The following is a 15,493-nucleotide window of genomic DNA, read 5'->3' on the forward strand; positions in this document are numbered from 1 at the left end:
ATAGGAATGAAACGAATTGAACTGAAAGGAATTACTTGGAATCACAGCAGAGGGATTACACCTATGCATGCCACGGCGCAACGATTTAGCGAAATGCACGCCGGGATTGAGATAAAATGGGAAAAGCGCTCATTACAGGCCTTTGCCGATTTTTCAGTTCAGGAGTTGGCAGAGCGCTATGACTTATTGGTCATCGATCATCCATGGGCAGGTTTTGCGGCGCGTACTAAAAGCATTTTACCTTTAGACGACTATTTGTCATCCCATTTTTTAAAAGATCTCGAAGAAAATAGTGTAGGCCATTCTCATAAAAGTTATCAGTTTGATGGTCATCAATGGGCGCTGGCCATTGATGCAGCAACACCAGTTGCATCGAGTAGGCCTGACCTACTAAGAAAACATGGGTTAACACTTCCTGCGACCTACGAAGAGCTACTGGAAATTGCTGATCGTGGATTCGTCGGTTTCGCACTCATACCGATCGATACACTGATGAGCTTCTATATGTTTTGCTGCTCATTGGGTGAGGACCCCTGTCAGACAGACGAACACGTCGTCAGTGAGGTTATTGGCGTTCGAGCTTTACAGCTTTTTAAGCGACTTGCCGACAAAGTGCATAAGCGCTTTCACCATTTAAACCCGATTCAGGTATATGAGTATATGGCCAATACCGATGACATTGCCTATTGCCCTTTTGCGTATGGGTATTCGAATTATGCGCGTCATGGCTACGCCCCTCGCGTACTGGACTTTCATGATCTGGTAAGTCTCGATGGAAAGGAAAACATGCGGAGCACCTTAGGAGGCACAGGTTTAGCGGTTTCGGCTAAATGTCAATACTTGCAGGAAGCGATGGATTATGTACGCTATGTGGCTTCTCCGGCTTGTCAACTTGGGCTGTATTTCGATAATGGCGGTCAACCCGGGCATCTGAAAGCTTGGCAGTCGGTACACACCAATAAAATGAGCGGAAATTACTTTTATAATACGCTGCCGGCATTGCAGCGTGCTTTTCTTCGTCCACGTTACCACGGCCATATGTTTTTTCAGGATCATGCAGGAGATGTGGTGCGCAATTTTATTATCGATGGCGGAAACGAACAAGCCGTATTGCAAAAATTAAATGAACTCTATCAAGAGTCTAAAGCATTAGTATGAAGCCATTAGAAGGAATATTGGTGTTAGAGTTTGCCCAATTTATGGCCGGTCCAACGGCGGGTCTCAAACTAGCAGATTTGGGTGCCCGTGTTATTAAAATAGAGCGGCCGGGTAAGGGTGAGGGTGGAAGACAAATTGCTATTAAAAATTTGTTTGTTGACGGTGATAGCTTGGTTTTTCACACCATAAATCGAAATAAAGAATCCTATGCTGCCGACTTGAAAGACCCGAAAGACCTCAAAAAGGTTAAACAGCTTATTGCCAAAGCCGACGTAATGACGCACAATTTCCGACCAGGTGTCATGGAGAAAATAGGACTAACGTATGATGCGGCCTGTAAGATTAATCCACAAATTATATATGGTGTGGTAACAGGCTATGGAAAGAAAGGCCCTTGGGCCAATAAACCTGGTCAAGACTTACTAATACAAGCCATGTCGGGGCTTAGCTGGCTTTCGGGTACTAAAAGCGATGGACCCGTACCATTTGGATTAGCAGTGGCGGATATGGCCTGCGGTGCGCACCTGACCCAAGGTATTTTGGCCGCCTTATTAAAGCGTAATAAGACAAGAAAAAGCGCCTTGGTTGAAGTCAGCTTATTGGAATCTACTCTTGATCTACAGTTTGAGTTGCTTACCACCTTTTTAAATGATGGCGGAAAGTTGCCGAAACGTAGCGCTATGCGGGGAAGCGGACATGCTTATTTAAGTGCTCCCTACGGTGTTTATCAAACAAGTGATGGTTACCTGACCTTGGCAATGGGCGACTTAATGAAAATAGGAACCAGCATGGGTTGCGACTTAACAGCTTATCAAGACCGATCTTCTTGGTTCGAAAAAAGAGATGCTATTATTAGCAAGCTAGGAAAACATTTTCGCCATAATAGTACAGAATATTGGCGAGTTCGACTTGAAAAAGACGGCATTTGGTGTTCTTCGGTTCTCAATTATCGTCAAGCATTAGATCACGAAGCCTTCCGTGTTTTGGAGATGACACAAGAAGTGATATTGGCTGACGGAAAAAAGCTGACTACAACCCGAAATCCCATACGTATCAATGGAGAGAAGTTATATGCCACTAAGGCAGCGCCGAAAGTAGGTGAGGACACCGACGATATTGTCAATGAGTTCAATATAGTATAAGATGAAGCCACTGGAAGGATATTTAGTTGTTGATTTTAGCCAATTTTTGTCTGGCCCCTCGGCTAGCCTTCGCCTAGCGGATTTGGGTGCACGTGTTATTAAAGTGGAGAAACCGATAACAGGCGATATTTGCAGAAGCCTGTATACGACGGACCTGATTATGAATGGCGAGTCTTCCGTTTTTCATGCCATTAACCGTAACAAGGAAAGTCTATCAGCTGATTTGAAGAATCCGGATGACATTGTTCTAATAAAGAAGTTGTTAAAGCAGGCCGATGTGATGATCCATAACTTTCGTCCAGGTGTTATGGAACGACTAGGGCTTGATTTCAACGAGATTATAAAGGTCAATCCGCGTATTGTGTATGGGGAGATATCAGGATACGGAAATGAGGGCCCGTGGAAGGACCGACCGGGGCAGGATTTGCTATTGCAATCGCTTACCGGATTAACCTGGCTCAGTGGAAACGCGGGTGACGGCCCAGTGCCTATGGGCTTGTCTATAGTCGATATGTTGGCGGGAGCAAATCTTGTGCAGGGAATACTTGCCTGTTTAATTCAACAATCCCGCACGGAACAGGCGGCGCTGGTGCAGGTAAGCATGATGGAAACAGCCTATGATTTTCAATTTGAAGCCATTACGACTTTTTATAGAGACGGAGGTGCTTTGCCTCAACGAACAAAAGTGAATAATGCACATGCCTATCTGGGTGCTCCTTATGGAATTTATCAAAGCTCTGACGGCTATATCGCCTTAGCAATGGGTTCCATTCCGGTTTTGGGCAAATTGTTAAAATGCCCTGATCTCGAAAACTACCCATTGGTGTCTGATGCGTTTGATAAGCGCGATGAGATAAAACAGATTATCGCTGTGCATTTAAAAGGAGGAAGCACCCAACAATGGTTAGACCTTTTGGAACCAGCGGACATATGGTGTGCAGAGGTATTAACTTGGGATCGGCTGGTGACTCATGAAGGCTTCCAAACGTTGGAGATGATACAGGAGGTAAGAATGCAAGATGGTTATACCTACCGAACCACGCGATGCCCGATCCGAATTGATGGTGAATACCTGATTTCTCCGATTGGATCGCCGATGTTAGGACAGGATAATGAGTCGATTTGGAAGGAATTCGGAGGGGAGGTGACTCGTGAGTCATAAACCTCTACGTATAGCGGTGAGAAAGTTCGAACCCTTTGAACGGTCCATGAAGCAAGCTTGGGAAGCTTATGCGAAGGCGACCGGCTGCTCCTTGGAAGTGGAGTTGGTGGCTATGGACTTACATGAGCTTTATAACGAAACTATTCAGCAACAGGGTTTAAAAAAAGGTGTTTGGGATATCGCTCATATTAATACGGACTGGGTCTGTGAAGCTTATACAGATAATGCGCTTTGCGATCTGGCGCCTTGGCTTCAAGCGAACCCACCGGAAGATTATCCTAATGGATGGAGCACATCACTCCTCAGCATGCAGCGTTTCGATGAGCAAGTGGTCGGTTTACCTTTTCATGATGGGCCCGAATGCCTGATTTACAGAAAGGATCTATTCGAACAAGAAGAAAATAAATCAGCCTTTTACAAACAATATAAAAGAGAGCTGAAAGTCCCCCAAACGTGGGATGAATATGTGGAAGTGGCACAGTTCTTCCATCGGCCAATGGATAAATTGTACGGAAGTGTGATGGCGCTCTATCCTGATGGGCATAATGCTGTATTTGATTTTTGTCTGCAATTATGGAGTAGAGGGGGGAACTTAGTGGATGCGCTTGGAAAAATCCGATTAAATACAACAGAAGCGGAGAAAGCCTTGCAGTTTTATAAAGCCCTTGTATCGCAGTCGGACTGTATTCACCCCAACTCCTTTCAATATGAGTCGGTACAGGCAGGTGCTGCCTTTGCACGTGGGGAAGCGGCAATGATGGTGAATTGGTTTGGTTTTGCTTCGGTTTGCGAGGTAACAAAAGAAGGGGCATTAAGAGGGAAAATTGACATTGCATCGGTACCGGCAGGAAATAACGGCCAGGGAACGTCTCTGAATGTTTATTGGCTCTATACCATTGGCTCCGGTAGTAAGTATGCTTCTATCGCCTATGATTTTATACGTTTTGCCATTAGTAGGCAGATGGACAAACAGCTTACCTTAAACGGAGGGATTGGATGCCGTGTGTCTACCTGGAAGGATCCCTTTGTGAATCAAATGATCCCTTACTATTATAAACTTGAGCTCTTGCATGAGCAATCGCAGACCTTGCCTCGGAAAAAGAATTGGGCAGCTATAGCTAATAGGATCGATCAGTTAATACAAGAAGTTCTTAATGGAGATGAGGTGATTGCCTCTTTATTGGAACAGGCACAAGAGGATATCAATATATTGGATCATGAATAAAGAAATACACATACCTTATCAAGCTGTTTTGCCGAAGCGTCCGTTGCCTATTATTGTAATAGGGGCGGGTGGAATTGTAGGAGACGCGCATTTACCAGCCTATAAGAAAGCCGGATTTGACGTTATCGGTATTACGAATCGCACCAAAGAAAAAGCAACACGATTGGCCAGACAGTTCGCCATACCACATGTATATCACTCTGTGGAAGCAGCTGTAGCTCAGGCTACGCCCAATGCGGTTTATGATATTACCATTATGCCCGATCAGTTTGTAGAGACCTTGAAGAAGCTGCCGGACGAAAGTGCGGTGCTTATTCAAAAGCCTATGGGAGACTATTTTCAGCAAAGCAAAGAGATTTTAGCGGTCTGTAGGGATAAAGGACTAGCCGCAGCCATTAACTGTCAGTTGCGCGTAGCACCTTATATTAATGCTGCTCGCTATCTAATTGAAGAAGGGTTTATCGGTGAGCTATACGACATGGAAGTTAAGGTCACCGTACAAACACCTTGGGAGCTTTTTCCGTTAGTAAAGGTACATCCACGCTTGGAAATACAATATCACAGTATTCATTATATCGACCTAATTCGTTCCTTCCTTGGCGAACCGATAAGCGTATTCGCGAAGACCTTAAAGCACCCGGCGAAACAATTGTCTTCGTCCCGCTCTGCGATCATACTAGACTATGGGGACACCTTGCGGGCGATTATTAATACCAATCACGACCATGATTTTGGTCCGCAACACCAAGAAAGTTATATCAAATGGGAAGGAACAAAAGGGGCAATAAAAGTTAAGATGGGCTTGTTAATGAATTACCCACACGGTGTTCCTGACGCCTTTGAATATTGTATACACGTAAAAGGAGAGGAGCCGCAGTGGCAGTCTCTGGCAATCGAAGGGTCTTGGTTTCCTGATGCCTTTATTGGAAGTATGGCCGCCCTTATGCGCTATAAAAATGGTGAGAGCGATGGGTTGAGCGCTCATGTAGAAGATGTTATCAAAACGATGGCTGTTGTCGAAGCGGCTTATCAGAGTAGTGATCAAGGAGGAATACCGATACAAACCGAATTTTAACATAAACCGGTCATTATGTACTTTAAATCAATTTTTTTTGAAGACTATCAGTTGGAAGATAAACGTGTTACATTGGGAAGGACGCTGACGGAGACAGACTTCGTTGTTCATGCGGGGCATACCGGAGACTTTTTTCCGCATCATTTAGATGCAGAGTGGTGTAAAACGCAACCATTCGGTCAACGTATAGCACATGGAACGATGGTGTTTAGCATTGGTATTGGATTAACAGCCTCCGAGATAAATCCAGAAGCTTTCTCGAAAGGTTATGATCGTCTACGTTTTATCAAGCCTGTTTTTATTGGTGATACCATTCACGCGGAAGTGACGATAAGCAATAAAAGTGAGGCAAAAAATCCAGCCTATGGTACCGTAACGGAGCATGTAGAGATCATCAATCAACGTGGAGAGGTTGTGCTGGTTGCCGATCATATTCTATTGGCTAAAAAGAAACCTTAAAACCCCATTGACCAATGGAGATTTTAGTAAATGAGTCCTTAGCTCAATCAAAAACGGGACAATCAACGAAAAAATATTTACTGCCTTTTATATTGGTAACAGGCCTGTTTTTCCTTTGGGGAATGGCCCATAATCTGGATTCTATCCTGATTCCTCATTTGAAAAAAGCATGTAATTTGACCAATAGTCAATCGGCACTTGTCGACACATCCGTGTTTCTCGCGTATTTTATCATGGCCATTCCTTCCGGGTTTTTATTGAAGCGTTTCGGATATAAACACTGCATTATCATTGGTTTACTAGTTTTTGCCAGTGGGGCCTATCTATTCGTGCCGGCAGCAAACAATTTGAGCTATGAGATTTTTTTATTGGCACTTTTTATCATCGGTTGTGGTTTAGCTATCTTGGAAACCACGGCCAATCCTTATGCTGCCGTTTTGGGGAGTCCTGCTACAGCAGGACGTCGATTAAATTTAGCGGCCTCCTTTAACGGTTTGGCTGCTATGGTAGCGCCCATAGTAGGAGCCAACTTTATATTGTCTGGAAAAGAATATAGTAAAGACGCCTTGGCAGCTATGCAGGAGACCGAACGTTTGCATTATTTTATGGACGAAGCATCCTCGGTGAAACTACCCTATGTTATCTTAGGCACTGTACTTTTGCTAGTAGCAATTGCATTCCTTTTTGTCAAACTTCCGGAAGTTGGTCAACAACCGGAACATGTTGAAAAGAGCAACTTTTTTTCAGTGTGGAAATATCGGAATCTTAGTCTCGGTGTGGTAGCTCAATTCTTTTATGTAGGGGCGCAAGTTTGTATCACGAGCTTTTTTATTCGCATGGCTCAGCAGGGTGCGAATGTAGACGAAAAGACAGCTGGTTATTACTTAGGTATCTATGGGTTCTTATTTATGCTGGGTCGATTTGTAGGAACTTTTTTATTACGCTTTCTTTCGTCGCGCAAACTGCTGATTCTTTTCACTGCGTTTGCCCTTCTTCTCTGTTTGGTGGCTATTTTAGGTGAAGGGATGTCGGTAGTATATGCATTGGGATCAATCGGGTTTTTTATGTCCATCATGTTTCCCACCATTTTTGCGCTGGGCATTGAAGGTTTAGGAGACCAAACAAAGACTGCCTCGTCCTGGCTTATTATGTCCATTGTAGGAGGCGCTATTTTGCCGTACGGTATGGGTAGCTTAATAGATTATGCCGGTGATAGTATACAGATCGGTTATATCGTGCCTTTAGTCTGTTTTGTAGTGGTGCTGGCTTATGGATGGAGAGGACGATCTGTTCGTTATTAGTTGTTAGTTATTGGTTACTAGTTGTCGGTTATTCATTATTGGAGACGGATGGCAGCTAATTAGAAATAGGAATTATCAGAAATGAATATACAAGGTAAAGGAGCAAATATAAGGTATTTGCTTGTGTGTATGATGTTCATGCTCCCGTTTACATTGTTTGCGCAGCAAAAAAAACTTCCGATAAATGTGGTGCATACTACATCTGCCGATTCTTCGGAGGCGAAGCCTTGGGTCTTTTGGTATTGGATGCATTCTGCTTATTCCAAAGAAGGGATTACAGCTGATTTGGAAGCGATGAAAGAAATTGGGATTTCGGGCGCTTATTTAGCACCTATTAAGGGTAAAACGGATCCTCCTTTGTACGAACCGGTAATAGAAACGATGACACCCGCTTGGTGGGATTTAATACGCTTTACGTTGGAAGAAGCTGATCGTGTTGGAATAAAGCTTGCATTATTGCCGGGAGACGGTTTCGCGACCGCCGGTGGAAGTTGGATAAGTCCGGAGCTGTCGATGCAGAAAGTGGTATGGGCGGATACCGTTATTGCTGGCGGGAAAGATGTGCGACTGGCATTGCCCCAACCGGAAGCCTACCAAGGTTATTACCGTGATATAGCGACTTTTGCTCTGCCAGTAAAGGATTATCAACGTGAAGATAATCAGCCCACCGTAAGCACCAGTACGCGCACTGAAGCTCAATTTTTAACAATTAAGGGGAATAAGAAAAATTTTAGCAGTAAAGAACCCTGTTGGATTCAGTATACGTATAAGCAACCTTACACTTGTCGCGCTATCCAAATAGAAGTTGAAGGTTTTAACTATCAATCAGGCAGACTTATCATTCAAACAAGTAACGATGGTGTTCATTTTCAGGAAGTAAGCCGGCTCAAACCGCCGCGAGCGGGCTGGCTTGATTGGGATGTTGGACTGACGCATGCGATAGAACCGATTACGGCGCGATACTTTCGTTTTGTGTATGACCCTGAAGGCAGCGAACCGGGGGGAGAAGACCTGGACGCAGCAAAATGGAAGCCTAGCTTAAAGTTGTCGGGTATCCATTTATTGTCGACATCGCGTATCCATCAATACGAAGGTAAATCAGGCGTAGCTTGGCGAATCAGTGAGCCAAGCACTTCTTTGCAAATTGCAGACACCGATTGCATCAAGAAAGACCAGCTGATTAATATCTCTTCTTCTGTACAGGCGGACGGCACATTGACTTGGAAGGCACCTTCGGGAGTATGGAAGATTTTGCGTATGGGGCATACATCAACGGGGCATATGAACGAAACTGCCGGAAACGGTAAAGGCTTGGAATGCGATAAGATGAACCCGAAAGCCGTTGAAATACAGTTGCAAGGCTGGTTACAAAAGGCAATTGATGTGGCGGGTGATAGCTTAGCCCGTCAAGTCTTAAAAATTTTTCATGTTGATAGCTGGGAATGCGGTAGCCAAAACTGGTCGCCCGTTTTTCGTAATGAATTTAAAAGAAGAAGGGGGTATGATCCAGTCGATTATTTACCGGCGATGGCCGGATATCCGATAGCGAGTGCCGATTTTTCAGAACGGTATCTGTATGACATTCGCCAAACGATTGCCGAAGTAGTAAATACCAATTTCTTTGAACCCATAAAAGCCTTTACACATAAGCACGGAGCTGTTTTCAGCGCAGAAACGACAGCGCCAGTAATGTTAACCGATGGTATGGCTCATTTTAAGACGGTGGACATACCCATGGGAGAATTTTGGTTAAGGAGTCCGTCGCACGACAAGTTCAACGATGTGCTCGATGCAGTATCCGGCGCTCATATCTATGGTAAACCCCTTGTGCAGGCCGAGGCTTTTACCCAAATACGGATGGAGTGGGATGAGCATCCCGGAAATCTCAAAACATTGCAAGATCGAAATTACGCCCTTGGCGTAAATCGGTTGGTCTATCATATTTACGTACATAATCCATGGCTGAATAGAAAACCTGGAATGACTCTTAGTAGTATTGGTCTGTATTTTCAGCGTGATCAAACTTGGTGGAAGCAAGGAAAAGCATGGGTTGACTATGCTACGCGTGTACAACAGCTGCTGCAGGCAGGGACGCCGGTTACCGATTTGGCTGTTTTTACCGGTGAAGAGCTCCCAAGAAGAGCCATTCTTCCTGATCGCATGGTCTCAACCCTACCGGGTATCTTTGGTGAAAAGCGTGTATTGACGGAGCGAGCCCGGTTAGCTAATAAAGGCTTACCCATACAAAAAATCGCTGGGGTAAGTACAAGTGCGAATATGGTGCAACCTGAAGATTGGATAAATGCATTGCGTGGTTATGCTTATGATTCGCTTAATCCTGACATATTGTTGCAAGCAAAAGTGGAGGACGGACGCATCGTACTTCCTACCGGCGCAGCTTACGGAATATTAGTACTACCGGGTAGGCATGCTTTGCAGCCGAATGATCAAGCCATGAGCTTGGAAGTAGCGCGTAAACTGAAACAGCTTATCACTGAAGGTGCCAAAGTTGTACTAAGTAATAAACCACTGCGTACGCTGGGATTATCGGGTTTCCCGATGGCGGATACTGAATTGAATCGAATAACAGCACTTATCTGGGACGGCTCTTTCGAGCAAATGGAAGAAGGCGATAAATCTGTGCTCTTTAAAAAGCTCGGGAAGGGTATGATTATCAAGGCACCTTATTTGCTCTCTTCATTCAATCAATTCGGAGTGCAACCTGATGTTCATTTTAGTGAATTAGATGGCTCAGAAGCTACCGGCTTGGGCTTTAACCATCGGCGAACCGATGAAAAAGATATTTACTTTTTGACCAATCAACGAGAGCAAGATCGGAAACTGCTCGTGTCATTCCGGGTAGCGGGTAAAGTTCCGTACCTATATGATCCGGTAAGTAATATCGGGAAGCCCTTGGGCGAATGGCGTATCATAGGGGATCGCACGGAAATCCCGCTTCAATTTGCTCATAATGCTTCTTTATTTGTCCTTTTTAAGGAAGAAACCAACTTAAAAGAAGCTAAATCAGCAAGAAACTGGCCGCAGTTAAGCGAGACAAAGAAATTAATGGCCGCCTGGCATGTCGAATTCAATCCTGATTATGGCGGACCAAAAAAAGCAATTACATTAAAAGAGCTAAAAAGCTGGAGCGAGTTTGAAGATACATCGATACGGAATTATTCGGGTACGGCCCATTATCGGACGACTTTTCAATGGAAAGGAAACGCCCAGCACTCACCGGTTTGGTTACAGTTAGAAGAAGTGGCGAATATCGCTACCATTAAAGTAAACGGCGTAGATTGTGGGACACTTTGGACAGCGCCATACCGTGTTGATATTGGTAAAACGTTACGGAAAGGAGAGAACCAATTGGAGATAGCTGTAACGAATACCTGGGCGAATCGACTGATCGGTGATCAGGCATTGCCAATGGAGAAACGCATTACGCAAACAACGGCACCCTTCCGTTTAGAAGGGCAGCCTTTGTTGAAGGCTGGCCTTATTGGGACGGTGCGTTTGATGGAAGAAGAAGTTAATTAGCCAATTCATTAATTAGCTAATGTGATAATGGAAATAATGAACGATGAGTTATAAGTGAATGAGATAATGAATGAGAAGCAGTATCTTACAACGAGAGCCTAGCAGCCTACCGTAGGTAAGCTAAGGGATTTCGCTTTTAACATACAGATGAAGGTATTTATATTAAAAGACTGTTTTTTTTATTCAACTTTTCTTGATAAAAGTTGAGCAAACCGAAGAACGTAGTGATGAGTTCATGAACACCATTAAAAATAAACAAGAGTGAATAAATCAAGGCTTGTGTAGGCTACCTTGCACCTGATTGCAAAGCATCATTAGCGCGTATTGGAGCCGTTTCACTTCCTCAATCCGCTTGGATACCGTAATATGAGCAGACATGCAAATGCTTTGCTGCTCGTTGCGTCGGTATCCTCCAAGGCCGTTTATCCGATACTCGGGGGCCATATGGCTGTCCGCAAAAGCTTTCCGTTCAGCTGAAATATCGCCTAGGAAGTTTGCGGCTTGCAGGTTGAAGCACTACCATCGTAGCAAAGTTCCAAGCGATGAGTCTTTGGTTACTTTCTGCGGAAGAAAGTAACACAAATTAAAAAACCTGATTAGGAAAAACGTTCCTTTTTTTAAAAGCGAAACCGACCAACGGGAGTTCATCGAGGTAATCCCGGTAGATAAGATGAAGATCTGCCTTTGATCAATTATTATGTATGATGATATATAAAAATGCTATAAAAAGTCTTATTTGGTTAGGAGTATGTGCTACTCTTAATTTAAAAGCGCAGGAAGCCGCCTTGGTAAACACCTCTGCCAGCCCCTATGCGAAATTAAAACCTGTGGGAATGGACCAGGTACATTGGACGGAAGGTTTTTGGGCAAACCGATTCGAGGTGTGCAAAGAACGTATGGTTCCGCAACTATGGAGTGTTTATAACGATGAACATATCAGCCACGCCTATAAGAATTTTGAAATAGCTGCAGGTTTGGACACGGGGAGTCATAGTGGGCCATCTTTTCATGACGGTGATTATTATAAGATGTTGGAAGCCGTTGCGAGTCTATATGCTGTTACGAAAGATCCGGCACTGGACAAGAAAATGGACGAAGTTATCAAGACCATTGCTCTATCGCAACGGGAAGACGGTTACATTTATACATTGTCGATGATTCAGCAACGCAAAACTGGTGTAAAAAATCAATTTGAAGATCGCTTAAGTTTTGAAGCCTATAACATTGGGCATTTAATGACGGCCGCCTGCGTACATTATCGAGCTACCGGAAAACGTAATCTATTGGATGTTGCGATTAAGGCCACTGATTATCTCTATCGGTTTTACAAATCGGCTTCACCAACCTTAGCGCGAAATGCCATTTGTCCTTCTCATTATATGGGGGTAGTTGAGATGTATCGTACTTTAGGCGATAAACGATACCTGGAGCTGGCAAAACACCTAATTGATATAAAAGGCCAGATTGAGGACGGAACCGACGATAATCAGGATCGAATTCCCTTTCGGGAACAGCAAAAGGTAATGGGACACGCGGTGCGGGCAAATTACCTCTATGCCGGTGTTGCGGACGTCTATGCAGAGACAGGTGATACCAGTCTTTTTAATCAACTCCATAAAATGTGGACAGACGTCACCTCTCATAAAATGTATATAACCGGTGGTTGTGGTTCGCTATATGATGGAGTTTCGCCGGATGGCACTTCTTATGATCCCAAAGAGGTCCAGAAGATCCATCAAGCTTATGGACGAGACTACCAATTACCTAACTTCACCGCTCATAATGAAACCTGTGCCAATATCGGAAATATGCTATGGAATTGGCGGATGCTACTACTAACAGGTAACGCAAAGTTTGCTGACGTTTTAGAGTTGGCACTTTATAATAGCGTTCTATCGGGTATTAGCTTAGATGGAGAACGGTTTTTATATACAAATCCACTGGCTTACTCGGATAAATTACCCTTTAAACAGCGATGGTCGAAAGATAGAGTGCCATATATCGCATTGTCCAACTGTTGTCCGCCAAATGTAGTAAGGACCCTTGCAGAGGTACATAATTATTTTTATAGCGTTTCGGATGAGGGCATATGGATTAATCTATACGGTGGAAGTGAGTTAAAGACGTCATTGCCGAATGGGGGTACGGTTAAATTAAAACAGGAAACGGCTTATCCTTGGGATGGAGTGATCAAAGTTGTGGTAGAAGAAGCTGTTAAAGATGACTTTTCTTTGTTTTTGCGTATTCCCGGATGGGCGGACCAAGCCATGATTCAGGTAAACGGGCAGGACGTGAACAAAGTTTTGAAACCAGGCTCCTATACCATGATACGGAGAAAGTGGAAAAAAGGGGATGTTGTATTCTTGAAGATGCCCATGGAAGCTCATTTGATGCAAGCTAACCCATTGGTAGAGGAAAGCAGAAACCAAGTAGCCGTGAAACGTGGCCCTATTGTGTATTGTTTGGAATCTTCGGACTTGCCCCGAGGCAAGAGCATATTCGATGTAGCAATTCCTGCTGATATGACCTTTCAGACAGAAAACCAGTTGATTGACAACTGCCCTGTTACCTCTTTAACGGGGGAAGCAAAGGTAATCGACCAACAGCAGAATTGGGACGGTGTTCTTTACAGAAAAATAGACAAGGGCATTAAGAAAACGATACCGCTCCGATTCGTGCCTTATTTTACCTGGGGTAATAGAGGACATACAGACATGACGGTTTGGATGCCTGTTAGTTATTAGTTGTTGGTTATTAGTTATTAGTTGTTGGTTATTAGTTATTGGTTGTTAGTTATTAGGAGTGATAGTAAGACGAAATCAACATCGCACCCTATGGGTCGACTTGGCAGCTGATCGCTGATAACTGAACATAAATCTTATGTCCTTTATCTTAAGTCTTATGTCTTGATAAAAATAATTTAGTAAAATGAGAAGAGCACTTTTTATACTTTCTTTCCTCTTCATTTATGGCAGTGCTTTTGCCGAAATTAGGTTGGGAGCCATTTTTACGGATGGCATGGTACTTCAACGGCAGTCGGCCGTACCTATTTGGGGATGGGCGTCTCCTGGTACAAACGTAACGATCGAGAGTTCATGGAACCATCAAAAATATAATGTAAAGGCCAACGAGAAAGGTAAATGGCTTGTTAAGGTGCAAACACCGGACGCTGGAGGGCCCTATTCACTGGCTTTAAATGACGGTACGCCGTATACAATAAAAGACATACTAATTGGTGAAGTATGGCTATGTTCCGGTCAGTCAAATATGGAAATGCCATTAAAAGGCTTTAGAGGACAACCCATTATCGGGTCAAATGACGCAATTCTTCATTCGGCAAATAACCACCTTCGTTTATATACCGTGCCTCGATCCTCTCAGTTACAGCCTCAGGACGATAGCAAACCGTCGGTTTGGAAGGAGGCGAATCCTGAAAATGTAGCTAACTTCAGTGCTACCGCCTATTACTTCGGGCGCTTACTGCAAGAGATTCTGCAAGTGCCTGTTGGACTGATTCACAGCAGCTACGGCGGATCAACCATTGAAGCTTGGATGGATCGTGAACTGTTGCAGGATTTTAAGGAGGTTTCCTTACCAAAAGACAGTATTCCGGTAAAGAATCGGACCCCAACAACCCTTTTTAACGGGATGATTCACCCAATTGTTGGTTATACAATTAAGGGATGTATTTGGTATCAAGGTGAATCAAATTATGAAAACCCTGATCTATATGAACAGCTTTTTCCGGCCATGGTGAAGAGGTGGAGAGCTTTGTGGAATCAAGGGAATTTCCCTTTTTATTATGCGCAAATCGCACCGTATAATTATGCACAGCTGCCACCTTATCATACAGGTGGTAAATATAATTCGGCCTTTTTGCGGGATGCGCAAAGAAAATCACTGGAGAAAATACCTAATAGCGAAATGATTTCTTTAATGGATGTAGGCGAAGAAAATTGTATCCACCCTGCTAACAAAAAAGTAGGCGGAGAACGCTTTGCTTTAATTGCCTTGTCAAATGTATACGGCAAAAAAGGTTTTGCCTGGGCTTCCCCTAGCTATGAATCAATGGAGGTGCAAGGAGGACAGGCGATTGTACATTTTAAGCATGCTACCCTTGGTCTAAGCGCTTTTGGCGGTGAATTACATAATTTTGAAATAGCAGGCGAAGACAAAGTTTTTTACCCGGCGCAGGGATTGATTAAAGGCAATACCGTTATCCTAAGCTCGCCTTCCGTAGTGAAGCCGCTGGCAGTCCGTTACGCCTTTAAAGATTTTGCAAGAGGCGAACTATTTAGTACTGCCGGCTTGCCCGTTGCGTCCTTTAGAACGGATAATTGGTAAAATGGTTAAGTTGTTAAGTAGGGAAGTGGTTGAGAAGGTTATACGGAGATATTAGTCAATGTGATGATGTGATAATGGAAAGCCCTA

At 43.9% G+C, this 15,493-nt stretch carries 10 protein-coding genes; all 10 read left to right on the plus strand.

Annotated features, from left to right (window positions below):
• Positions 1-6 precede the first annotated feature (6 nt).
• The 10 genes from QT327_RS17495 (at position 7) to QT327_RS17540 (ending at position 15,406) form a co-directional block, all read left to right on the plus strand.
• The gene (locus QT327_RS17495) at positions 7-1,158 is read left to right on the plus strand and encodes an ABC transporter substrate-binding protein (RefSeq protein ID WP_130856855.1); all 1,152 of its coding nucleotides are present in this window, start codon (positions 7-9) and stop codon (positions 1,156-1,158) included.
• The gene (locus QT327_RS17500) at positions 1,155-2,300 is read left to right on the plus strand and encodes a CaiB/BaiF CoA transferase family protein (protein ID WP_130856856.1); all 1,146 of its coding nucleotides are present in this window, start codon (positions 1,155-1,157) and stop codon (positions 2,298-2,300) included. Before QT327_RS17495 ends, QT327_RS17500 begins: the two co-directional genes overlap by 4 nt.
• A 1-nt stretch (position 2,301) precedes the next feature.
• The gene (locus QT327_RS17505; RefSeq protein WP_013665616.1) at positions 2,302-3,462 is read left to right on the plus strand and encodes a CaiB/BaiF CoA transferase family protein; all 1,161 of its coding nucleotides are present in this window, start codon (positions 2,302-2,304) and stop codon (positions 3,460-3,462) included.
• A gap of 16 nt (positions 3,463-3,478) precedes the next feature.
• Positions 3,479-4,687: an extracellular solute-binding protein gene (locus QT327_RS17510; RefSeq protein WP_242627261.1), complete on the plus strand. Its 1,209-nt coding sequence runs from the start codon at positions 3,479-3,481 to the stop codon at positions 4,685-4,687.
• Positions 4,680-5,762 (plus strand): Gfo/Idh/MocA family protein, encoded by a 1,083-nt coding sequence (locus QT327_RS17515; RefSeq protein WP_130856858.1) that lies wholly within the window; start codon positions 4,680-4,682, stop codon positions 5,760-5,762. Before QT327_RS17510 ends, QT327_RS17515 begins: the two co-directional genes overlap by 8 nt.
• A gap of 15 nt (positions 5,763-5,777) precedes the next feature.
• On the plus strand, positions 5,778-6,221 hold the full coding sequence (locus tag QT327_RS17520) for a MaoC/PaaZ C-terminal domain-containing protein (RefSeq protein ID WP_013665619.1): 444 nt from the start codon (positions 5,778-5,780) through the stop codon (positions 6,219-6,221).
• 14 nt (positions 6,222-6,235) lie between these two features.
• Positions 6,236-7,522, plus strand: a complete 1,287-nt coding sequence (gene fucP / locus QT327_RS17525) for an L-fucose:H+ symporter permease (protein ID WP_130856859.1) — start codon at positions 6,236-6,238, stop codon at positions 7,520-7,522.
• Between the two features lie 81 nt (positions 7,523-7,603).
• On the plus strand, positions 7,604-11,062 hold the full coding sequence (locus QT327_RS17530; RefSeq protein ID WP_130856860.1) for a glycosyl hydrolase: 3,459 nt from the start codon (positions 7,604-7,606) through the stop codon (positions 11,060-11,062).
• Between the two features lie 701 nt (positions 11,063-11,763).
• Positions 11,764-13,806 carry an aceric acid hydrolase gene (locus QT327_RS17535; protein ID WP_242627265.1) on the plus strand — a complete coding sequence of 681 codons (2,043 nt, stop codon included), beginning with the start codon at positions 11,764-11,766 and terminating at the stop codon, positions 13,804-13,806.
• Positions 13,807-13,990: 184 nt separating this feature from the next.
• Complete coding sequence (locus QT327_RS17540; protein ID WP_289553589.1) at positions 13,991-15,406, plus strand: sialate O-acetylesterase; 1,416 nt, start codon at positions 13,991-13,993, stop codon at positions 15,404-15,406.
• Positions 15,407-15,493 lie beyond the last annotated feature (87 nt).

This window comes from Olivibacter sp. 47 (assembly GCF_030372825.1).
Lineage (GTDB): Bacteria > Bacteroidota > Bacteroidia > Sphingobacteriales > Sphingobacteriaceae > Olivibacter > Olivibacter oleidegradans.

Coding starts and splice junctions, on each gene's coding strand:
- QT327_RS17495 (WP_130856855.1), top strand. CDS start 7: ATGAAACGAATTGAACTGAAAGGAATTACTTGGAATCACAGCAGAGGG.
- QT327_RS17500 (WP_130856856.1), top strand. CDS start 1,155: ATGAAGCCATTAGAAGGAATATTGGTGTTAGAGTTTGCCCAATTTATG.
- QT327_RS17505 (WP_013665616.1), top strand. CDS start 2,302: ATGAAGCCACTGGAAGGATATTTAGTTGTTGATTTTAGCCAATTTTTG.
- QT327_RS17515 (WP_130856858.1), top strand. CDS start 4,680: ATGAATAAAGAAATACACATACCTTATCAAGCTGTTTTGCCGAAGCGT.
- QT327_RS17520 (WP_013665619.1), top strand. CDS start 5,778: ATGTACTTTAAATCAATTTTTTTTGAAGACTATCAGTTGGAAGATAAA.
- fucP (WP_130856859.1), top strand. CDS start 6,236: ATGGAGATTTTAGTAAATGAGTCCTTAGCTCAATCAAAAACGGGACAA.
- QT327_RS17530 (WP_130856860.1), top strand. CDS start 7,604: ATGAATATACAAGGTAAAGGAGCAAATATAAGGTATTTGCTTGTGTGT.
- QT327_RS17535 (WP_242627265.1), top strand. CDS start 11,764: ATGATGATATATAAAAATGCTATAAAAAGTCTTATTTGGTTAGGAGTA.
- QT327_RS17540 (WP_289553589.1), top strand. CDS start 13,991: ATGAGAAGAGCACTTTTTATACTTTCTTTCCTCTTCATTTATGGCAGT.